The organism is Stenotrophomonas sp. 78350_Sma (assembly GCF_056482105.1).
Genome location: NZ_CM151182.1, coordinates 357,501 through 377,583 on the forward strand (window position 1 = coordinate 357,501; position 20,083 = coordinate 377,583).

Genomic DNA, 20,083 nt, shown 5'->3' on the forward strand with positions numbered 1-20,083 from the left:
ATCGCGACTTACCAAACCATTGCAAACTCCGAATACCGAGACGGACTGTATGGGAGACACACGGCGGGTGCTAACGTCCGTCGTGAAAAAGGGAAACAACCCAGACCCACAGCTAAGGTCCCAAATTTTGTGCTAAGTGGAAAACCATGTGGAAAGGCACAGACAGCCAGGAGGTTGGCTTAGAAGCAGCCACCCTTTAAAGAAAGCGTAATAGCTCACTGGTCGAGTCGGTCTGCGGGGAAGATTTAACGGGGCTAAGCACAGAACCGAAGCTTGGGGTGCATAACTTTGTTATGCGCGGTAGAGGAGCGTTCCGTAAGCCGTTGAAGGTGGATTGAGAAGTCTGCTGGAGGTATCGGAAGTGCGAATGCTGACATGAGTAACGATAATGCGGGTGAAAAACCCGCACGCCGAAAGCCCAAGGTTTCCTTGCGCAACGTTAATCGGCGCAGGGTGAGTCGGCCCCTAAGGCGAGGACGAAAGTCGTAGTCGATGGGAAGCAGGTTAATATTCCTGCACCTCGCGTAAGTGCGATGGAGGGACGGAGAAGGTTAGGTGTACCAGGCGTTGGTTGTCTGCGGGAAAGGCGGTAGGTTTGGATCTTTGGCAAATCCGGGATCCTTTAAGACCGAGCACCGAGACGAGCCTTTATGGCGAAGTCACTGATACCACGCTTCCAGGAAAAGCTCCTAAGCTTCAGCTTACGCAGACCGTACCGTAAACCGACACAGGTGGGTAGGATGAGAATTCTCAGGCGCTTGAGAGAACTCGGGTGAAGGAACTAGGCAACATGGCACCGTAACTTCGGGAGAAGGTGCACCCTTTTTGGTGGCTCGTGCGAGCTATAGCTGAAGAGGGTCGCAGTAACCAGGCCGCTGCGACTGTTTATCAAAAACACAGCACTCTGCAAACACGAAAGTGGACGTATAGGGTGTGACGCCTGCCCGGTGCTGGAAGGTTAATTGATGGGGTCAGCCGCAAGGCGAAGCTCTTGATCGAAGCCCCAGTAAACGGCGGCCGTAACTATAACGGTCCTAAGGTAGCGAAATTCCTTGTCGGGTAAGTTCCGACCTGCACGAATGGCGTAACGACAGCGGCGCTGTCTCCACCCGAGACTCAGTGAAATTGAAATCGCTGTGAAGATGCAGCGTTCCCGTGGCAAGACGGAAAGACCCCGTGAACCTTTACTATAGCTTTACACTGAACGTTGAGTTCGTCTGTGTAGGATAGGTGGGAGGCTATGAAACTGTGGCGCTAGCTGCAGTGGAGCCATCCTTGAAATACCACCCTGTCGTGCTTGACGTTAGCCTGGAAGCCCATTATCTGGGTCGGGGACCGTGTATGGTGGGTAGTTTGACTGGGGCGGTCTCCTCCTAAAGAGTAACGGAGGAGCTCGAAGGTACGCTCAGCGCGGTCGGACATCGCGCACTGTGTGCAAAGGCATAAGCGTGCTTGACTGCAAGATCGACGGATCAAGCAGGTAGGAAACTAGGACTTAGTGATCCGGTGGTTCTGTATGGAAGGGCCATCGCTCAACGGATAAAAGGTACTCCGGGGATAACAGGCTGATACCGCCCAAGAGTTCATATCGACGGCGGTGTTTGGCACCTCGATGTCGGCTCATCACATCCTGGGGCTGTAGTCGGTCCCAAGGGTATGGCTGTTCGCCATTTAAAGTGGTACGCGAGCTGGGTTCAGAACGTCGTGAGACAGTTCGGTCCCTATCTGCCATGGGCGTTGGAGATTTGAGAGGGGCTGCTCCTAGTACGAGAGGACCGGAGTGGACGAACCTCTGGTGTTCCGGTTGTCACGCCAGTGGCATTGCCGGGTAGCTATGTTCGGAAGCGATAACCGCTGAAAGCATCTAAGCGGGAAGCGCGCCTCAAGATGAGATCTCCCGGGGCACAAGCCCCCTGAAGGAACCATGTAGACTACGTGGTTGATAGGTCAGGTGTGTAAGTACAGCAATGTATTGAGCTAACTGATACTAATGATCCGAGAGGCTTGACCATATAACCTCAAGTTGCCTTGGCTTTACGACAACGTCGTAAGAGCATCCAAGTGCACGCTACGTCACAAGAACTATGCGAGGCTGGCGCCTTGTCCCACAGGACGAGTGCGACTCTCCAAAAGCCTCCCTGGTGAAATTAGCGCTGTGGAACCACCCGATCCCATCCCGAACTCGGAAGTGAAACGCAGCTGCGCCGATGGTAGTGTGGCTCAAGCCATGCGAGAGTAGGTCATCGCCAGGGTTTACACCCAAAACCCCGCTGCTCACGCAGCGGGGTTTTTCTTATTAAGTGAAGGCACTGCATTTTCCGGGTGGCTTCCGCCCCAAGGGCAAGATCGCGAAGCTGGCGCTGCAAGCGCTGCTGCAACCGTCTCCCTGGTGAAATTAGCGCTGTGGAACCACCCGATCCCATCCCGAACTCGGAAGTGAAACGCAGCTGCGCCGATGGTAGTGTGGCTCAAGCCATGCGAGAGTAGGTCATCGCCAGGGTTTACACCCAAAACCCCGCTGCTCACGCAGCGGGGTTTTTCTTTGTGCGCAGTAAATGCGGGTAGTGCCGGCCGCTGGCCGGCAACCCGATGGCGTCACATCGCCCGGTAGATCCACGCCATGCGTGGATGCCCTCTGCGAGAAACCATGGCGCCAACCAAGGTTGGCCGCTACCAATCGTTTGCCGGCCAGCAGCCGGCACTACCCGTAGACCCACGCCATGCGTGGATGGGGCGCTCGCCGTGTAAAGAGGTGCCAACCAAGGTTGCCACCCACCAATGGCGGAGCGCACAAAAAAAGCGGCGCCCCGTGGGGCGCCGCTCTGCTCTCAACGATGTTCAGTCGAGAATGGCCCGGCTTACTTCGCCGAAGCCTTGTCCTTCATCATCGCGTCGCGGGCCGCCTTGAACGGGTTGCCCTCATACCAGTTAGGCCAACGATCGCCACCGGCCAGTTCCTTGCCGACGCCGTACATCAGCTGCAGGTCTTCGACGGTACCGTCAAGCTTCCAGGTGGACGCATCGAACTCGTCCTTCGGGCCGTGGTAACGGTTGGCACCGTAGTCCGCAGCGGCCTTGCGGCCGGCGTCCACGCCACCCTCGCGCAGATCCTCGCCACCATCGGCGTACAGGGCCGGCACGCCGGCCTTGGCGAAGTTGAAGTGATCCGAGCGGAAGTAGAAGCCGCTCTGCACCGAGGTCTCACCATGCAGGGTGCGGTCCTGGGCCGCAGCCAGCGGCTTGAGGATGTCTTCCAGCTCCGAGCTGCCGAAGCCGGTGACGGTCACGTCCTTGGCACGGCCGGCCACGGACATCGCGTCGATGTTGATCACACCGGCGATCTTGTCCAGCGGGAAGGTCGGGTGGGAGACGTAGTACTTCGAACCCAGCAGGCCGGATTCTTCCAGGGTCACCGCCAGGAACACCACCGAACGTTCCGGCTTCGGATCCTGGTGGGCCATTGCTTCGGCCACCTCAAGGATGCCGGCCACGCCGGTCGCGTTGTCGACCGCACCGTTGTAGATGTTGTCGCCGGTTTCACCCTCGTGCTTGCCCAGGTGGTCCCAGTGCGCCATGTACAGCACGGCCTCGTCGGCACGCTTGCTGCCCGGCAGCACGCCCACCACGTTGCGCGACTGCTTCTGCGCGATCTGGCTCTTCAGGTCGACCGCGGCGGTGGCCTTCAGTGGCACCGGCTTGAAGCCGCGCTTGCTCGCATCCTTGTAAGCCTGCGCCAGGTCCAGGCCGGCACCGGCAAACAGCGCCTTGGCCGCGTCGGCACTCAGCCAGCCCTGCACCGGAATACGGGCCTCCGGGTCATCCTTGGCCGGCAGGTCGTACTGGGGGCCAGCCCAGGAGTTCTTCACCACATCCCAGCCATAGGAAGCGCCGGCGGTGTCGTGCACGATCAGCGCGGCGGCGGCGCCCTTGCGCGCAGCCTCCTCGAACTTGTAGGTCCAGCGGCCGTAGTAGGTCATGCGCTTGCCGTCGAACAGCTTCGCGTCATCGACATGGAAGCCCGGGTCGTTGACGAACATGACGACCGTCTTGCCCTTCCAGTCCTGGCCGGCGTAGTCGTTCCACTTCTGCTCCGGTGCATCGACGCCGTAGCCGACGAACACCAGGTCGCTGGCATCGACCTTCACCTCGGCCTGGCCGGTACGGGTACCCACCACCATGTCGGTGCCGAACTTCAGTTCGGTGGTCTTGCCGCCCTGGGTGATCTTCAGCACGGTCGACGCGTCGGCCGTGGTCTCGGTCATCGGCACATCCTGGAACCAGCTGTCGCCGTTGCCGGGCTGCAGGCCGATGCGCTGCATCTGGTCGCGGATGTAGTTGACCGTCAGTTCCTCGCCCTTGCTGCCCGGGGCGCGTCCTTCGAATTCATCCGAAGCCAGTGTCTTCACCATCTCGGCGAAGTCGCCAGCGTTGATCTCGGGGGAGAACGCATGGGCCGCCGGCTTGGCAGCGGCGGTGTCGGTGGCCGGCGCGGGCGCCGGCGTGTCTTCGCCTTTGCAGGCACTGAGCGCGGCCGCAGCGGCCAGGCACAGGAGGAGTTTGCGGGGCATCGTCGATTCCTGGAAAACAAAGGGCGGCCGCACGTCGTGCACGGCCGGTATCAGCGAGTATCACCGAACCGGGCGGTCCGGTGCGCTCAGTCCGCCGGGGCGGTTTCGGTGTCGAACGGGATCGGCTCGGCGCCGGTGACCGGGCCGATACGGGCCGTGCGGTGCACGTACAGCACCACCTCGCGCTCGAACTGCAACGGGCCGTTGACCACGGCATTCGGGCCGACGATGACACGCGGCTTGCGGCTGGCGGTGAGCGAGACGCTGAAGTTCGGCTTGCGCACGTGCACACCGCCGTTGACCTGCGAACCGATGCCCACGGTGATGTCACCGTTGACGGTTTCCACGTCGTTGCCGACGCGGCTTTCGACCAGCCCGATGCCACCGTTCACGGTTTCAACGCCCCCTTCGATCTGGCTGCCGCGATCGCTGAAGATGCTGCCGTTTACGGTGCTGACGCTGCCGCGTGCAATCACCTCGCGGCCCAGGCGTACGCCGCCGTTGACCGTTTCAATCTTGCCGGTACGTGCACGGTCGGCCACCTTGACCCCGCCGTTGACGGTGTCGATGCTGCCGGTCTCGACGCCTTCACCAACCCGGATGCCGCCGTTGACGGTATCCAGCTTGCCGTAGCGCTGGCCGGGTTCGGCGCTGATGCTGCCGTTGACCTTGCTGATGTTTTCCTGTGCTGCCACCGGCGCGGTGACCAGCAGTACGCCCAACAGCAGCGGAATGGAGAGAGCTTTCATGGGGACCTCGATGGATGTGCGGCTGGCAGGCCGCGTGCGGAGATGTCACCATTCCCGGGTACCCCCTGCAACTGCCTGAAGTCACTGGAAAGCCCTTGCGCGACAACGCCTTCCCATCACGCCGACATCACATCGCCGCCGTCCGCGGCGGGCGCTGCCTGCTGTTGGGGCTGGCCATCGCCTTGGCGCTGCCGTTGCAGGGCGCCGCACAGACCACCCGCGAGACCGAGCGCAGGCTGCAGAAGCTGCGTACCGAGTTGAAGGGCGTGGCGCAGGAGCGCCGGCAGATCGAGGGCCAGCGCGGCCAGGCATCACAGCAACTGCGCGAGGCCGACGAGAAGGTCGCCCGCAGTGGCCGCGCGCTTGCGCAGACCGAAACCGCGCTGCGCGAGCAGAGCCGGTCGCTGGCCGAAGCCGAGCAGCGCCGCAGCACCCTGCAGGCCAACCTGGCCCAGCAGCACCGCGAGCTGGCCGGCCTGCTGCGCGCGGCCTATCAGCTGGGCAACCATGCACCGTTGAAGCTGCTGCTGTCGCAGGACACGGTGGCCGACGCCAACCGTGCCCTGGCCTACCATCGCTACCTGCAGCGCGAACGTGCGCAGCGCATCACTACGCTGACCGCGGACCTGAAGGAACTGGAAGTGCTGCAGGCGCAGATCGCCGAACGCCAGCAGAAGCTGCAGGGCGCACAGCGCGACCAGAAACAGCAGGCGGCCACGTTGGCCGCCGACCGCCGCGACCGCGCACAGACCGTGGCCTCACTGGACGAACGCTTCAAGGACCGGCGCGAGAAGGAACAGGCGCTGGGCCAGGACGCCAAGGCACTGGAAACGCTGCTGGCCAACCTGCGTGCCGCAGCGGCCCGGGCCGAAGCCGAGCGCCGCGCCGCCGCGCGTCGGGCAGCCGCTGAAAAGGCTGCTGCCGAGCGTGCCGCACGCCAGGCCGCCGCGCAGGGCCGCCCGCCACCGCCGCCCACCAAGGTCCCGCCTGCGGTGGCTTCCGCGCCGGCGCCGAAGGTGGGGGGCCTGGGCTGGCCGTTGTCGGGCAACCTGCTGGCCCGCTACGGCGGAAAGCTGCCCGACGGCCGCACCAGCAGCGGTGTGTTGATCGGCGCGCCCGCCGGCAGCACCGTCACCGCCGTGGCCGACGGCACCGTGGTGTTCTCCGATTGGATGACCGGCTACGGCATGATCCTGATCGTCGATCACGGCAACGGCTACATGAGCCTGTACGCGCACAACGACACCCTGCTGAAGGATGCGGGTGCCCGGGTCAGCCGCGGCGATGCGGTGGCCAAGGTCGGCAACTCGGGTGGGCAGGGCGTCACCGCGCTGTATTTCGAGCTGCGTCGTGGTGGGCAGCCGGTCAACCCGGACAGCTGGCTGCAGCGGCGCTGAATCCGGCATCGCCGCGTACGGGGCGGATTCAACGGGAATTTAGCTGTGCTTCGCGCATAATCGGTGCATGTGCCTTGGGCACGATGCCAACGTCGACAGGAGTGATCCATGCGCGCAGCCCGTACCGCCACCCTCTTGCTGGCCTTGTTGCCGGCGCTGTCCTGGGCGCAGCAGACTGCGCCCGCCCCGAGCCAGGAAACCAGCGGGCAGGCAGCGAACAGCGAGGAGGCGGTGACCTCGAAGGTGCCGCTGGAGGACATCCGCCGCTTCGTGGCCGTGTACAACGCGGTGCGTGCCGCTTATGTCGACCCGGTCGATGACAAGAAGCTGATGCAGTCGGCGGTGCGCGGCCTGTTGCTCGACCTCGACCCGCACAGCACCTATTTCAACAAGGAAGACGCGCAGGCCTTCGACGAGCAGGCCAACGGCGCCTACGAAGGCATCGGCGTGGAGCTGCAGCAGCAGCCCGACAACGCCAGCATGAAGGTGATCTCGCCGATCGACGACACGCCGGCAGCCAAGGCCGGCATCCTCGCCGGTGACCTGATCATCGCCATCGACGGCAAGCCGATCAGCGCAATTGATGCGAGCGAACCGTTGCGTGGCCCGGCCGGCAGCAAGGTGGTGCTGACCATCGTGCGTGCGGGCAAGCCGAAGCCGTTCGACGTCAGCCTCACCCGCCAGACCATCCGCGTGACCAGCGTGCGCAGCCGCCTGCTGGAGCCGGGCTATGGCTACATCCGCCTGAGCACCTTCCAGGCCGACACCGGGTCGGACTTCCAGAAGCACGTGCAGCAGCTGCAGAAGCAGTCCGGTGGCCAGCTCAAGGGCCTGGTGCTGGATCTGCGCAGCAACCCGGGTGGACTGCTGACCGCCGCCGTGCAGGTGGCCGACGACCTCCTCGAGAAGGGCAACATCGTCAGCACCCGCGGCCGCATCAGCATCAGCGATGCACGGTTCGATGCGACTCCGGGCGACCTGCTGAAGGGCGCGCCGGTGGTGGTGCTGGTCGATGCCGGTTCGGCCAGTGCCTCGGAAGTGCTGGCCGGTGCGCTGCGCGACAACAAGCGCGCGCGCGTGGTCGGCAGCCGCACCTTCGGCAAGGGCTCGGTGCAGACCGTGCTGCCGCTGGACAACGGTGACTCGGTGAAGCTGACCACCGCGCGTTATTACACGCCCAGCGGCAAGTCGATCCAGGCCACCGGCATCGTGCCGGAGGTCGAATTCAAGCCTGCCGCGCGCCCCGAAGATGACGCGTTGCCGGCCAGCCTGAGCGATTACAGCGAAGCGACGCTGCCGGGGCATCTGCGTGGCGACGATGAAGGCACCGAGGGCTACCACGCCGGCGCGGTGCTGCCGGGCGACGGCCCGATCAACGATGCGCTGGCCGAACTGAAGAATCCCGGTTCGGTGGCTGCACGGTTGAAGGCCGAAGCGGCGAAGGCAGATGCGGCCAAGGCCGCGAAGGCCGCTGCGGCGAAGCCGGAAGCCAAGGCCGAGTCGAAGCCGGAAGCAAAGCCGGAAGCAAAGCCGGAAGCAAAGCCGGAAGCAAAGCCGGAAGCAAAGCCCGCACCGGCCCCGGCCAAGCCGTGAGGTAGCGCCGGGCCATGCCCGGCGTCGGCTCAAGGGCGGAAGAAGAACACAAATGCCGGCCAGCGGCCGGCACTACCGGGGCGGTCAGAACCCGTGCCGCTTGCGCAGCCGGCGTGCGATCGCCGCACGAACGTAGACTCCGTACACCAGGCCAAACATGAAGCCGCCGATGTGGGCCCACCATGCCACCATGCCGAAGCTCGGGCCGATATGGGCGAACACCACCTGCAGCGCGGCCCACACGCCGATCAGCAGGTAGGCCGGGGCCCGCACGAACTCCAGGAACAGGCCGAGCGGGATCACCACGCCCAGCCGCGCCCCCGGGAACAGGGCCAGGTAGGCGCCGATCAGTGCCGAGACCGCGCCACTGGCACCGATGATGATCTGGTCCGGGCTGCCCATGGTGTAGATGGCCACCAGGTTGGACACCGCGCCGCCGACCAGGAACAGCAGCAGCAACCGCCACGGGCCCAGCACCCGCTCGGCGGGCAGGCCGAAGATCAGCAGGAAGACCAGGTTGCCCAGCAGATGCGACCAGTCCGCGTGCAGGAACAGGGCGGTGAACAGGCGCAGCACGCTGCCGTCCTGCAGCGTCGCCCACCAGTCGAGCGGGTGGGTCAGGCCGGTGGACAGGGCGCCCCAGTCCAGCCAGAGGCTGCCGCGGGCATCGTCCGGGCGCGAGATCGACCACAGGAACGCCAGCCACAGTGCCGCAAACAGCACGGGCGTGGCCCAGCGCAGGGCCGCCTTCTTGCGCGACGGGAGGGAGACGAACATGGCACTAGCCTAGCGTGCGGGCGCTTGCGACGGGGATTGTCCTGTTCAGCTTTTGAGACGAAAAAACCGCCTGCGCCGTTATTGTTTCATTAACGGCTCTGGGTAATACTCGCATACGGCGTCGTATGTCGGGAGGGGAATCCGGCGCGCTTCGACGGGCCCCCGGGCCTGGCGGGCGCAGGCGCACTCAGAGCACCATCACCGCTTACCGGAGAGAGAACTACGATGCAAACCGCTTCCACCATTGCCCGTCTGACCCTGCTGGCCGTCGGCGTTGCCGGTGCGCTGGCCGCCGCCGACGCCAACGCCGCTGCCTTCCAGCTGAAGGAAAACAGCGCCAAGGGCCTCGGCCGCGCGTTCGCCGGCTCCGGCAGCGCCGAAGGCGACGCCTCCATTATCGCCGTCAACCCGGCCGGCATGCGCCAGCTGGATGGCACCCTGATTCAGGGTGACCTGAGCGCCATCAGCTTCAAGGCCGAGTTCAAAGGCCAAGGCCGTAAGCCGACCGGCGCCGCGCAGACCGGCGGTGACGGCGGCGACGCAGGAATGATCGCCCCGGTTCCGGCCGCGTACTTCCATATGCCGGTCGGTGAGAAGGCCCACTTCGGTGTGTCGCTGACTGCTCCGTTTGGTTTCAAGACCCAGTACGACAATGGTTGGGTGGGTCGCTACAGCGGCCTGAAGACCGATTTGAAGGCCATCGATCTTGGCTTCGCCGCATCCTATGACGTGAACCCGTACGTCTCCTTTGGCGCGTCGGTGTTCGTCGAGCACCTGACTATCGAGCTGAGCAACAACATCGATTTCGGTACTGCGCTGGCCCAGGCCCGCGTGCCGGGTTACGCCCCGGGCAGTGCCGATGGCAAGCTGACCGTCGAAGGCGACAACAATGCAGTGGGCTGGACGGTCGGTGGTCTGTTCTCGATCGATGAGAACACCCACATCGGCCTGAGCTACCGCTCCAAGGTTACGCACAAGATCACCGGTGGCGATGCCACCTTCCTGATGCCGAACGACAATGGCCGCACCGCGACCATCCTGGGACAGACTCAGCCGGGCCAGTTCGTCAGCACCAGTGGCAAGGCAACCGTAAAGCTGCCGGCGTCGGCAACCCTCAGCGTGACCCACAAGGTCAACGACCGCTGGACCGTGATGGGTGACGTCACCCGCACCGCTTGGTCGACCGCATTCGACGCTGTCACCATCGACTATGCTTCGGCCCAGAAGGACTCTGTGCTGGACTTCGGCTATCGCGATACCACCTTCGTGTCGCTGGGTGCGGACTACAAGCTGAGCGATACCGTCACCCTGCGCGGTGGTGTCGCGCTGGACCAGACCCCGACTACCGACGCACATCGCGATGTCCGCGTGCCAGATACCAGCCGCAAGTGGCTGTCGCTGGGCGTGGGCTGGACCCCGTCTGCGAACACCGAATACAACTTTGGCTACACCCACCTGTTCACCAGCGACCCGAACGTGAACATCAAGCCGACTACCAACAACCAGGGCAACTCGCTGGCTGGCAAGTACAAGGTCCGTGGCGACGTACTGGCAGCTTCGTTCCAGTACAAGTTCTGATTCGGGCGACTGCCTGAAGCAGTACGAAGGAGGCCCCGCGCAAGCGGGGCCTTTTTTTGTGTGGGGATGGTTCGGGGCATCCACGCATGGCGTGGATCTACCGGGTTGTCCACGCAGCGCACGGATCCACGACAATGGCGCCATGAACCTGTCCGATCCGAACTTCCAGCTGGAGCTTGCCGCAAACATCGCCGTCGCCGGCTCGATCCTGCTGGCCGGCCGCAACAACGTGCACACCTGGTGGCTGGGCATTGTCGGCTGCGCACTGTTCGCGGCAGTGTTCGAGCGCTCGCATCTGTATGCGGACATGGTGCTGCAGTTCTTCTTCATTGCCATCAGCGTGCTGGGCTGGTGGCAATGGCTGCGCGGCGACCATGGTGCACCGCTGCCGATCACCGCGTTGCGACCACGCGCGTGGGCCTGGCTGGCGCCGCTGGCGGTGGTGGCGACCTTCGGCTACGGCTGGATGCTGACCCGCCTGACCAACGCCTACGCGCCCTACATCGATTCGGCGGTGCTGGTGCTCAGCGTGATCGCCCAGATCCTGATGATGCGGCGCAAGCTGGAATCGTGGTGGGTGTGGCTGCTGGTGAACACCGTGGCGGTGCCGCTGTACTACAGCCGAGGCCTGCACCTGACCTCGATCCTGTACGTGGGCTTCTGGATCAACGCACTGGTGGCGTTGCGTCACTGGCGCGGCCTGATGCGGGTGTAGCGCCGAGCCCACGCTCGGCTGCACCGTACAAGCCGAGCATGGCTCGGCACTACAGGAAGAAAGCACAAAAAACCCCGCTTTCGCGGGGTTTTTCGTTTACTGCATCAACCGGACGATCAGTCGCCCAGGGTCAGCAGCGAGGCGTTGCCGCCGGCGGCGGTGGTGTTCACCGTCACCGTCTTCTCGGTGGCGAAGCGCAGCAGGTAGTGCGGGCCGCCGGCCTTCGGGCCGGTGCCGGACAGGCCCTGGCCGCCGAACGGCTGCACGCCGACCACCGCGCCGATCTGGTTGCGGTTGACGTAGACGTTGCCGACGTGGACGCCGTTGCTGATGCGATCAACGGTCTCGTCGATGCGCGAATGCACGCCCAGGGTCAGGCCGTAGCCGGTGGCGTTGATCTGGTCGATCACCGCGTCGAGCTGGTCGCCCTTCCAGCGGATCACGTGCAGCACAGGACCGAACACTTCCTTCTGCAGCTGGCCCAGGTCCGTCAGTTCGTACGCGCGCGGTGCGAAGAAGGTGCCATTGGCGGCTTCGGTGGACAGTTCGGCCGCGGCGATCAGGCGCGCTTCGCGATCCATGCGCGCGGCGTGGTCCTGCAGGATCTTCAGCGCGTCAGCATCGATCACCGGGCCGACGTCGGTGGACAGCTGGCCGGGGTTGCCGACCTTCAGCTCCTTCATCGCACCGGCCAGCATGGTCATCACCTTGTCGGCGATGTCGTCCTGCACGAACAGCACGCGCGCGGCCGAGCAACGCTGGCCGGCGGAGGTGAAGGCCGAACCGATCGCGTCCTTGACCAGCTGTTCCGGCAGTGCCGAGGAGTCGGCGATGAAGGCGTTCTGACCACCGGTCTCGGCAATCAGCACGCCGATGGCGGCGTCACGTGCGGCCATCGCGCGGTTGATCGCACGCGCGGTGTCGGTGGAGCCGGTGAAGGCCACGCCGGCCACGCGCGGGTCGGCAGTGAGCGCGGCACCGACGGTGGCACCGTCGCCCGGCAGGAACTGCACCACCTCGGCCGGCACGCCGGCGTCGTGCAGCAGCTTCACGGCGTAGTAGCCGATCAGGTTGGTCTGCTCGGCCGGCTTGGCGATGACGCTGTTGCCGGCGGCCAGTGCTGCGGCCACCTGGCCCAGGAAGATCGCCAGCGGGAAGTTCCACGGGCTGATGCAGACGAACACGCCGCGGCCGTGCAGCTGCAGCTCGTTCGATTCACCGGTCGGGCTCGGCAGCTTTTCGGCGTGGCTGAACTGCTCGCGCGCCTGCTTGGCGTAGTAGCGCAGGAAATCCACGGCTTCGCGCACTTCGGCGATGCTGTCGGGCAGGCTCTTGCCGGCTTCCTTCACGCACAGCGCCATGAACTCCGGCATGCGCGCTTCCAGCTGGTCGGCGGCGTGCTCGAGGATGGCGGCGCGGCTGGCGGCCGGGGTGCGGTTCCAGGCCGGCTGCGCGGCCACGGCGTTGGCCAGCGCCTTCTGCACGGTGGCGGCATCGGCGGCCAGCCACTGGCCGACCACTTCGCGGGTATCGGCCGGGTTGGTCACCGGCAGCGCGGCGCCGGCCGGGTTGGCACCCGGCACCAGCGGAGCGGCCTGCCAAGGCTTCACAGCCGCGTTGATCTGCTCGGCCAGGGCGCGCAGTTCGTTGTCGTTGGCGAGGTTGGCGCCCATGGAGTTCTTCCTGTCGTGGTTCTGGCTGCGCAGCAGGTCAACCGGCAGCGGGATCTTGGGATGCGGAATCGAAGCGAACGAGGACACCATCTCGACCGGATCACGGATCAGGTCGGCGATCGGCACGCGCTCGTCGGTGATGCGGTTGACGAAGCTGGAGTTGGCACCGTTTTCCAGCAGGCGACGCACCAGGTACGGCAGCAGGTCTTCATGCGAACCGACCGGCGCGTACACGCGGCAGGGCAGGCCTAGGCGGTCGGCCGGCACCACTTCGGCGTACAGGTCGTCGCCCATGCCGTGCAGCTTCTGGTGCTCGTACACGCCGCCGTTGGCGATGCTGCGCACTGCCGCGATGGTGTGCGCGTTGTGCGTGGCGAACATCGGGTAGATCGCGTCGGCATGGGTGAACAGGCGCTTGGCGCACGCGAGGTAGGACACGTCGGTGTTCTGCTTGCGGGTGAACACCGGGTAGCCCGGATAGCCTTCGATCTGCGCGCGCTTGATCTCGGCGTCCCAGTACGCGCCCTTGACCAGGCGCACCTGCAGGCGGCGACCGGCGCGGCGTGCCATGTCGGCCAGGTGGTCGATCGTGTACGGGGTGCGCTTCTGGTAGGCCTGCACCACCACGCCGAAGCCATCCCAGCCGGCCAGCGAGGCGTCGGAGAACACCTGCTCGATGATGTCCAGCGACAGCTCCAGGCGGTCGGATTCTTCGGCGTCGACGGTGCAACCGATGCCGTAGCTCCTGGCCAGCTGCGCCAGTTCCAGCACGCCCGGCACCAGGTCGGTCAGCACGCGCTCGCGCTTGGCGTGCTCGTAGCGCGGGTACAGCGCCGACAGCTTGATGGAGATGCCCGGCGCGTTGTTGACGTCGCCGTCCGGACGGCCGCCGCGTGCCTTGTGATCGCCGCCGATGGCGTGGATCGCACGACGGTAGTCTTCCAGGTAGCGCAGCGCGTCCTTCATGGTCAGCGCGCCTTCGCCCAGCATGTCGAAGGAATAGCGGTAGCTGGCGTTGTCGCCCTTGTGCGAGCGCGACAGCGCTTCGCTGATGGTGCGGCCCATGACGAACTGGTGGCCCATGATCTTCATCGCCTGGCGCACGGCCAGGCGCACCACCGGCTCACCCACGCGGCCGACCAGACGCTTGAACGCGCTGGGCGCATCGGCGCGGGTAGCGTCGTTCATCTGCACCAACTTGCCGGTCAGCATCAGGCCCCAGGTGGAGGCGTTGACCAGCACCGAGTCGCTGCCGCCCAGATGCTTTTCCCAGTCGGCATCGGCCAGCTTGTCGCGGATCAGCTTGTCGGCGGTGTCCTGGTCCGGAATGCGCAGCAGCGCCTCGGCCACGCACATCAGCAGCACGCCTTCCTCGCTGCCCAGGTCGTACTGGCGCATGAAGGCTTCGATCGCGCCCTGGTCCTTGGCACGCACGCGCACGCGGCCGACCAGGTCGGCCGCCAGCGCCTGCACCTTGGCCTGCTCATCGGCGGGCAGGCGGGCCTGCGCCAGCAGCTCGCGCACGTGGCTGGCCTCGTCCTTCAACCAGGCATCGGTGATGGCCTGGCGGAACGGGTTGGGGGGCGCCGGCAGTTCCGGCGACAGCAGCGCGCCGGGACGCGGAGCGTCGTGGGCGGCAGGGGAGGAGGAAGGTGCGTTCATGCCGGTCCGGCCAGTGGAAAACTTGGCGATTTTAAACATTTTTGCGGCCTTCGGAAGTGCCGCACAGACACCTTCATGAAGGGCTGATAGCCCCTAACGGTGGTGGATTCGGCGTGTTCATAAAACCCGTCCATATTTGTGCCGAATTCGTCATTCGCGCCGCCGACCGCATGCTGTGTTGCAGCATGGGAAAAAGTGTGAATGCACCCTTGCTACCGGCGAGACGGCGGGGCTACCATCGAGACGTTTCCCGCGGCAGGAACGCGGTTGCGACATGATCGAGGTGCTTCCAGCTCCGGATGGGTCAGGTACGCAGCTGCGGCTGCGTCCCCCACGGGCGCTCGATGCCCGGCAGTTCGTCCTGTTGTTCACCGTGTTGTCGGGTGCGATGTGGCTGGTGTCCGCCCTCGGGTGGTTGGCCGGCAATGCATTCGCCCCCCTGTTCGCGCTGCTGTACAGCCTGGTGCTGGCGGCGGCGCTGCGTGCCTTGTGGCGCAGCGGTGAACGGCAGGAGGAGATCCGGGTAGTGCCGGCGTACGTGGAGGTCATCCCCGTACCCGGTGGATCGCCGGTGTTCCGGGCCCATCCCCACTGGGTGCGCCTGCTCACCGACGATGAGAGGGTCCGGCTGGCATCCAGCGGCCGGCAGGTGGAGGTGGGGAGTTTCCTCGCGCCGGCCGAACGTCAGACGCTCGCAGAGACACTTGAAAGCTTGCTCGCCGCCAGCGATGGCGGCAACCGACGACGCTAAGGGTCTAGGCAATGAAGCAAAGCAGCAGGTGGGGCACGAAGTGCGTGAACGCGGTTGCCGCAGTGCTGGCGACCGGGGGACTGATGCCGGCGTTGGCCTGGGCCCAGGCGGCCGATCCGAAGCCGTGGCAGCTGAACATGGGCAAGGGGGTGACCCAGACCTCGCGCCTGGCCTGGGAATCGAACAACCTCTCGTTGATCATCTGCACGGTGATCGGCGTCATCGTGTTCGGGGCGATGGCCTACGCCATCTTCAAGTTCCGCAAATCCAAGGGCGCGGTCGCGGCCACCTTCAGCCACAACACCAAGGCCGAGATCATCTGGACGGTGATCCCGGTGATCATCCTGATCGTGATGGCATGGCCGGCCACGGCCAACCTGATCAAGATGTACGACACCCGCGATGCCGAGATGACGGTCAAGGTCACCGGCTACCAGTGGATGTGGAAGTACGAATACCTCGGCGAGAACGTCACCTTCACCAGCCGCCTGGACCGCGAGTCCGACCGGGTGCGGCAGAGCGGTATCGTGCCGACCCGCGAAAGCCATCCGCACTACCTGCTGGATGTCGACAACCGCCTGGTGCTGCCGGTCGATACCAAGGTGCGCTTCGTCATCACTTCCGACGACGTGATCCACGCCTGGTGGGTGCCGGCGCTGGGCTGGAAGCAGGACGCCATTCCCGGTTTCATCAATGAAGCCTGGACCAGCATCGAACAGCCTGGCGTGTACCGCGGCCAGTGTGCCGAGCTGTGCGGCAAGGACCACGGCTTCATGCCGATCGTGGTCGAGGCGGTGTCCAAGGAAGACTTCAAGCAGTGGTTGGCGCAGCGCAAGCCGGCGCCGCCCACCGAGCCGGCAACGCCGGCGGCACCTGCAGAACCGGCTGCTCCTGCGAGCGAGGCACCGGCAGCACCTGCTGCTGCCGAAGCCGGCAGCGCACCTGCCACCGCAGCCAGCGGCGCGTGATGTAAAGCCCGCGGCCGCCAGCGGCCGTGGTGACAACCGATTCTGAGAGGTGTTTTGCAATGGCGCACTCGGCAGTTGGGCACGACGATCACCATCACCACCAGAGCTTCTTCGAGCGTTGGTTCTTCTCGACCAACCACAAGGACATCGGCACGCTGTACCTCGGTTTCAGCTTCATCATGTTCATCATCGGTGCGGCGATGAGCGTGGTGATCCGGGCCGAGCTGGCGCAGCCGGGCCTGCAGTTCGTCAAGCCCGAGTTCTTCAACCAGATGACCACCGTGCATGCGCTGGTGATGATCTTCGGCGGCGTGATGCCGGCCTTTGTCGGCCTCGCCAACTGGATGATCCCACTGCAGATCGGCGCGCCGGACATGGCGCTGCCGCGCATGAACAACTGGTCGTTCTGGCTGCTGCCGGTGGCCTTCAGCCTGCTGCTGCTGACCCTGTTCCTGCCTGGTGGCGCGCCGGCCGGTGGCTGGACGCTGTACCCGCCGCTGTCGCTGCAGGGCGGTTACAACGTCGCCTTCAGCGTGTTCGCCATCCACGTGGCCGGTATCAGCTCGATCATGGGCGCGATCAACATCATCGCCACCGTGCTGAACATGCGCGCGCCGGGCATCGACCTGCTGAAGATGCCGATCTTCTGCTGGGCCTGGCTGATCACCGCATTCCTGCTGATCGCGGTGATGCCGGTGCTGGCCGGTGCGGTGACCATGCTGCTGACCGACAAGTTCTTCGGCACCAGCTTCTTCAACGCCGCCGGTGGCGGTGACCCGGTGATGTACCAGCACATTTTCTGGTTCTTCGGGCACCCCGAGGTCTACATCATGATCCTGCCCGCCTTCGGCGTGGTCAGCGAGATCATCCCGACGTTCAGCCGCAAGCCGCTGTTCGGCTACCAGGCGATGGTGTACGCCACCGCCGCGATCGCGTTCCTGTCGTTCATCGTCTGGGCCCACCACATGTTCACCGTGGGCATGCCGCTGGGTGGCGAGATCTACTTCATGTTCGCCACCATGCTGATCTCGATCCCAACTGGCGTAAAGGTGTTCAACTGGGTCAGCACCATGTGGCGTGGCTCGCTGACGTTCGAGGCGCCGATGCTGTGGTCGGTGGCCTTCGTCATCCTGTTCACCATCGGCGGCTTCTCCGGCCTGATGCTGGCGATCGTGGCGGCAGATTTCCAATACCACGACACCTACTTCGTGGTCGCCCACTTCCACTACGTGCTGGTGACCGGTGCGGTGTTCGCGTTGATCGCCGCGGTGTACTACTGGTGGCCCAAGTGGACCGGGCGCATGTACAGCGAGAAATGGGCCAAGGTGCACTTCTGGTGGTCGATCGTGTTCGTCAACCTGCTGTTCTTCCCGCAGCACTTCCTCGGCCTGGCCGGCATGCCGCGCCGCATTCCCGATTACAGCGTGGCGTTTGCCGACTGGAACCTGATCAGCTCGATCGGTGCGTTCGGCATGTTCGTCACCCCGTTCATGATGGCCGCGATCCTGCTGTCGTCGCTGCGCAACGGCGAGAAGGCCGAAGCGCGCAGCTGGGAAGGCGCGCGTGGCCTGGAATGGACGCTGCCGTCGCCGGCACCGGCTCACACCTTCACCACGCCGCCGACCATCCGCCCGGGGGATCTGGCGCATGACGACATCACGCATTGAGGTGGCGCATGCATAACGAGAGCCCGCTGCAGACCTGTAGAGCCGAGCCATGCTCGGCTGACGAGAAGCAGCCGACCAGCGGTCGGCTCTACAACAACGAAGAGCAGCCGACCAGCGGTCGGCCCTACCAGGGCGGAAGCATCGAGCAGCAGCGCCAGCGCGCCAGGCGCACGGCGATGTGGGTCGGCGCCATCGCCGTGCTGGTCTACGTCGGCTTCATCCTCAGCGGGGTGATCGGCCGATGAGCGAGGCGCCAGCCAGCACACCGTCACGCAGTGCGGGGCTGCCGCGCCTGATCGGTGTGGCGGTGGCGGTGTTCCTGCTCACGTTCTCGCTGGTGCCGCTGTACCGCATCGCTTGCGAGAAGGTGTTCGGTGTTCGCCTGGAGCGCGGCCCCGGTGGCGAAGCCAGTGCGGGTGCTGCAGCTGGCAAGCGCACCGTGCGCGTGGAGTTCGATGGCGGCGTCAATTCGCGCCTGCCCTGGTCGTTCCATCCCGAGCAGTTGACCATGGACGTGGTGCCCGGCGAACTCAACGAAGCGCTGTACTTCGCCCGCAACGACAGCCAGCAGGCGGTGGTCGGCAGTGCGGTGCCTTCGGTGGCGCCGGCACGTGCCTCGGGCTTCTTCAGCAAGACCGAGTGCTTCTGCTTCACCGCGCAGACGCTGCAGGCTGGCGAGAAGCGCGACATGCCGGTGCGTTTCATCGTCGATCCGGACCTGCCGCCGGAGATCAGGACGATCACCTTGTCCTACACCTTCTACCGCAACGACGCGCTGTCCGATCGGCTGGCCCCGGCCGCCACCTCGGAAGGCGCGCACGCCGCCCCCTGACCCGGATACCGACATGGCCCAGACACCGACCGACGCCAACGTGTACTTCGTCCCGGCCCAGAGCAAATGGCCGTTCGTGGGTTCCATCGCGATGATGGTGACCATGGTGGGCGTGGCCAGCTGGCTCAACGATGCCAGCTGGGGGCGCTGGACGTTCTACATCGGCATCGCGATGCTGGTGCTGACCCTGTTCTGGTGGTTCAGCGACGTCGTGCGCGAATCGCAGGCGGGCAACTACAACCACCAGGTCGATGGATCATTCCGGATGGGGATGATCTGGTTCATCTTCTCCGAAGTGATGTTCTTCGGCGCCTTCTTCGGTGCGCTGTTCTACACCCGCAACCTGGGCCTTTCGTGGCTCAGCGGCGAAGGCCGCGGGGTGATGACCAATGAGTTGCTGTGGCAGGGTTACTCCGCAGGTTGGCCGACCAACGGGCCGGCCGCCATCGGCGGTGCGTTCCAGACCATCCCGGCCTGGGGCCTGCCGCTGATCAACACGCTGATCCTGCTGACCTCCGGCGTGACCCTGACCATCGCCCACCATGCGTTGAAGGCCGGCAACCGCCGCCAGCTGCTGGTCTGGCTGGGCGTGACCGTGCTGCTCGGCCTGGGCTTCCTCACCCTGCAGGCGGAGGAGTACATCCACGCCTACAAGGAGCTGAACCTGACCCTGGGTTCGGGCATCTACGGTTCGACGTTCTTCATGCTGACCGGCTTCCACGGCGCGCATGTGCTGCTGGGCACGATCATGCTGATCGTGATGTGGCTGCGCTCGGCCAAGGGCCATTTCACCCGCGACAACCACTTCGCGTTCGAAGCCGCCGCGTGGTACTGGCACTTCGTCGACGTGGTGTGGCTGATGCTGTTCCTGTTCGTCTACGTGCTTTGACCGCGCACGCATCGGTGGCTTCAGCCGCCGATGCCGTGCGGCTTGATCCAGCCCATGTAGATGCTCACGATCACCAGTACGATCAGGGCCACCGACACCGCGATGCGGCGCGTCAGTGCGTTGACCGTGCGCTTGGTCTGGCCGCGGTCGACCACCAGGTAATACAGGCCGGCGCCCAGATTCCAGACGATGACGATCAGAAACGCGATTACCAGCAGGGTCTTCAGCGAATCACTCATGCGCGGCTCGAGGGCAGGGTGGATG

General features: G+C 64.8%; 15 protein-coding genes and 3 rRNA genes (1 of these 18 running past the window's edge). 13 read left to right on the forward strand and 5 right to left on the reverse strand.

The genetic code is table 11. The annotated features are described in order from the left end of the window. The 3 genes from ACZK4H_RS01565 to rrf (ACZK4H_RS01575) all read left to right on the forward strand — a co-directional run. Positions 1-2,012, forward strand: a 23S ribosomal RNA gene (locus ACZK4H_RS01565) (it extends 869 nt beyond the left edge of the window). 125 nt (positions 2,013-2,137) lie between these two features. Continuing rightward, positions 2,138-2,252: ribosomal RNA gene (gene rrf, locus ACZK4H_RS01570) — 5S ribosomal RNA — on the forward strand. Positions 2,253-2,385: 133 nt separating this feature from the next. Next, positions 2,386-2,500, forward strand: a 5S ribosomal RNA gene (gene rrf / locus ACZK4H_RS01575). 358 nt (positions 2,501-2,858) lie between these two features. On the opposite strand, the gene ACZK4H_RS01580 is transcribed toward rrf (ACZK4H_RS01575), so the two are convergent. Both ACZK4H_RS01580 and ACZK4H_RS01585 read right to left on the reverse strand, forming a co-directional pair. Beyond that, positions 2,859-4,568 carry a M28 family metallopeptidase gene (locus tag ACZK4H_RS01580; RefSeq protein WP_099551648.1) on the reverse strand — a complete coding sequence of 570 codons (1,710 nt, stop codon included), beginning with the start codon at positions 4,566-4,568 and terminating at the stop codon, positions 2,859-2,861. 86 nt (positions 4,569-4,654) lie between these two features. Then, positions 4,655-5,317, reverse strand: coding sequence for a DUF4097 family beta strand repeat-containing protein (locus ACZK4H_RS01585; protein WP_099551647.1), 663 nt, complete (start codon positions 5,315-5,317; stop codon positions 4,655-4,657). A gap of 95 nt (positions 5,318-5,412) precedes the next feature. Here ACZK4H_RS01585 and ACZK4H_RS01590 point away from each other — a divergent pair, with 95 nt between their 5' ends. After that, positions 5,413-6,714: a murein hydrolase activator EnvC family protein gene (locus tag ACZK4H_RS01590; RefSeq protein ID WP_099551646.1), complete on the forward strand. Its 1,302-nt coding sequence runs from the start codon at positions 5,413-5,415 to the stop codon at positions 6,712-6,714. Positions 6,715-6,822: 108 nt separating this feature from the next. Then, complete coding sequence (locus ACZK4H_RS01595) at positions 6,823-8,307, forward strand: S41 family peptidase (RefSeq protein ID WP_099551645.1); 1,485 nt, start codon at positions 6,823-6,825, stop codon at positions 8,305-8,307. An 84-nt stretch (positions 8,308-8,391) separates the two neighbouring features. Here ACZK4H_RS01595 and ACZK4H_RS01600 read toward each other — a convergent pair whose 3' ends face one another. Next, positions 8,392-9,084: a rhomboid family intramembrane serine protease gene (locus ACZK4H_RS01600; RefSeq protein WP_099551644.1), complete on the reverse strand. Its 693-nt coding sequence runs from the start codon at positions 9,082-9,084 to the stop codon at positions 8,392-8,394. 225 nt (positions 9,085-9,309) lie between these two features. Here ACZK4H_RS01600 and ACZK4H_RS01605 point away from each other — a divergent pair, with 225 nt between their 5' ends. Next, positions 9,310-10,662: an outer membrane protein transport protein gene (locus ACZK4H_RS01605; protein ID WP_049417761.1), complete on the forward strand. Its 1,353-nt coding sequence runs from the start codon at positions 9,310-9,312 to the stop codon at positions 10,660-10,662. A 142-nt stretch (positions 10,663-10,804) separates the two neighbouring features. Then, positions 10,805-11,377 carry a nicotinamide riboside transporter PnuC gene (gene pnuC, locus ACZK4H_RS01610; protein WP_099551643.1) on the forward strand — a complete coding sequence of 191 codons (573 nt, stop codon included), beginning with the start codon at positions 10,805-10,807 and terminating at the stop codon, positions 11,375-11,377. Positions 11,378-11,493: 116 nt separating this feature from the next. Here pnuC and putA read toward each other — a convergent pair whose 3' ends face one another. Further along, positions 11,494-14,712, reverse strand: coding sequence for a bifunctional proline dehydrogenase/L-glutamate gamma-semialdehyde dehydrogenase PutA (gene putA, locus ACZK4H_RS01615; protein ID WP_099551642.1), 3,219 nt, complete (start codon positions 14,710-14,712; stop codon positions 11,494-11,496). Positions 14,713-14,986: 274 nt separating this feature from the next. On the opposite strand from putA, the gene ACZK4H_RS01620 reads away from it, so the two are divergent. From ACZK4H_RS01620 to ACZK4H_RS01645, 6 genes are read left to right on the forward strand one after another with little or no spacing between them, the layout of a single operon-like run. Further along, complete coding sequence (locus ACZK4H_RS01620) at positions 14,987-15,463, forward strand: DUF2244 domain-containing protein (protein WP_004153894.1); 477 nt, start codon at positions 14,987-14,989, stop codon at positions 15,461-15,463. 11 nt (positions 15,464-15,474) lie between these two features. Continuing rightward, positions 15,475-16,431 carry a cytochrome c oxidase subunit II gene (gene coxB / locus ACZK4H_RS01625; protein ID WP_099551641.1) on the forward strand — a complete coding sequence of 319 codons (957 nt, stop codon included), beginning with the start codon at positions 15,475-15,477 and terminating at the stop codon, positions 16,429-16,431. Between the two features lie 59 nt (positions 16,432-16,490). Then, positions 16,491-18,098 (forward strand): cytochrome c oxidase subunit I, encoded by a 1,608-nt coding sequence (gene ctaD / locus ACZK4H_RS01630; RefSeq protein ID WP_005407790.1) that lies wholly within the window; start codon positions 16,491-16,493, stop codon positions 18,096-18,098. An 8-nt stretch (positions 18,099-18,106) separates the two neighbouring features. Next, positions 18,107-18,343: a hypothetical protein gene (locus tag ACZK4H_RS01635; RefSeq protein WP_099551640.1), complete on the forward strand. Its 237-nt coding sequence runs from the start codon at positions 18,107-18,109 to the stop codon at positions 18,341-18,343. Continuing rightward, positions 18,340-18,930: a cytochrome c oxidase assembly protein gene (locus tag ACZK4H_RS01640; RefSeq protein WP_099551639.1), complete on the forward strand. Its 591-nt coding sequence runs from the start codon at positions 18,340-18,342 to the stop codon at positions 18,928-18,930. Before ACZK4H_RS01635 ends, ACZK4H_RS01640 begins: the two co-directional genes overlap by 4 nt. Before the next feature lie 13 nt (positions 18,931-18,943). Next, a complete protein-coding gene (locus tag ACZK4H_RS01645; protein ID WP_099551638.1) occupies positions 18,944-19,819 on the forward strand; it encodes a cytochrome c oxidase subunit 3 in 876 nt (291 codons plus the stop codon). A 20-nt stretch (positions 19,820-19,839) separates the two neighbouring features. On the opposite strand, the gene ACZK4H_RS01650 is transcribed toward ACZK4H_RS01645, so the two are convergent. After that, entirely contained in the window at positions 19,840-20,058 is a 219-nt protein-coding gene (locus tag ACZK4H_RS01650) for a twin transmembrane helix small protein (protein WP_099551637.1), read from the reverse strand. Positions 20,059-20,083 lie beyond the last annotated feature (25 nt).

What these genes read in the sequence shown, in the direction of transcription:
- ACZK4H_RS01580 (WP_099551648.1), bottom strand. Translation starts at nt 4,568, where the DNA reads ATGCCCCGCAAACTCCTCCTGTGCCTGGCCGCTGCGGCCGCGCTCAGT.
- ACZK4H_RS01585 (WP_099551647.1), bottom strand. Translation starts at nt 5,317, where the DNA reads ATGAAAGCTCTCTCCATTCCGCTGCTGTTGGGCGTACTGCTGGTCACC.
- ACZK4H_RS01595 (WP_099551645.1), top strand. Translation starts at nt 6,823, where the DNA reads ATGCGCGCAGCCCGTACCGCCACCCTCTTGCTGGCCTTGTTGCCGGCG.
- ACZK4H_RS01600 (WP_099551644.1), bottom strand. Translation starts at nt 9,084, where the DNA reads ATGTTCGTCTCCCTCCCGTCGCGCAAGAAGGCGGCCCTGCGCTGGGCC.
- ACZK4H_RS01605 (WP_049417761.1), top strand. Translation starts at nt 9,310, where the DNA reads ATGCAAACCGCTTCCACCATTGCCCGTCTGACCCTGCTGGCCGTCGGC.
- pnuC (WP_099551643.1), top strand. Translation starts at nt 10,805, where the DNA reads ATGAACCTGTCCGATCCGAACTTCCAGCTGGAGCTTGCCGCAAACATC.
- putA (WP_099551642.1), bottom strand. Translation starts at nt 14,712, where the DNA reads ATGAACGCACCTTCCTCCTCCCCTGCCGCCCACGACGCTCCGCGTCCC.
- ACZK4H_RS01620 (WP_004153894.1), top strand. Translation starts at nt 14,987, where the DNA reads ATGATCGAGGTGCTTCCAGCTCCGGATGGGTCAGGTACGCAGCTGCGG.
- coxB (WP_099551641.1), top strand. Translation starts at nt 15,475, where the DNA reads ATGAAGCAAAGCAGCAGGTGGGGCACGAAGTGCGTGAACGCGGTTGCC.
- ctaD (WP_005407790.1), top strand. Translation starts at nt 16,491, where the DNA reads ATGGCGCACTCGGCAGTTGGGCACGACGATCACCATCACCACCAGAGC.
- ACZK4H_RS01635 (WP_099551640.1), top strand. Translation starts at nt 18,107, where the DNA reads ATGCATAACGAGAGCCCGCTGCAGACCTGTAGAGCCGAGCCATGCTCG.
- ACZK4H_RS01640 (WP_099551639.1), top strand. Translation starts at nt 18,340, where the DNA reads ATGAGCGAGGCGCCAGCCAGCACACCGTCACGCAGTGCGGGGCTGCCG.
- ACZK4H_RS01645 (WP_099551638.1), top strand. Translation starts at nt 18,944, where the DNA reads ATGGCCCAGACACCGACCGACGCCAACGTGTACTTCGTCCCGGCCCAG.
- ACZK4H_RS01650 (WP_099551637.1), bottom strand. Translation starts at nt 20,058, where the DNA reads ATGAGTGATTCGCTGAAGACCCTGCTGGTAATCGCGTTTCTGATCGTC.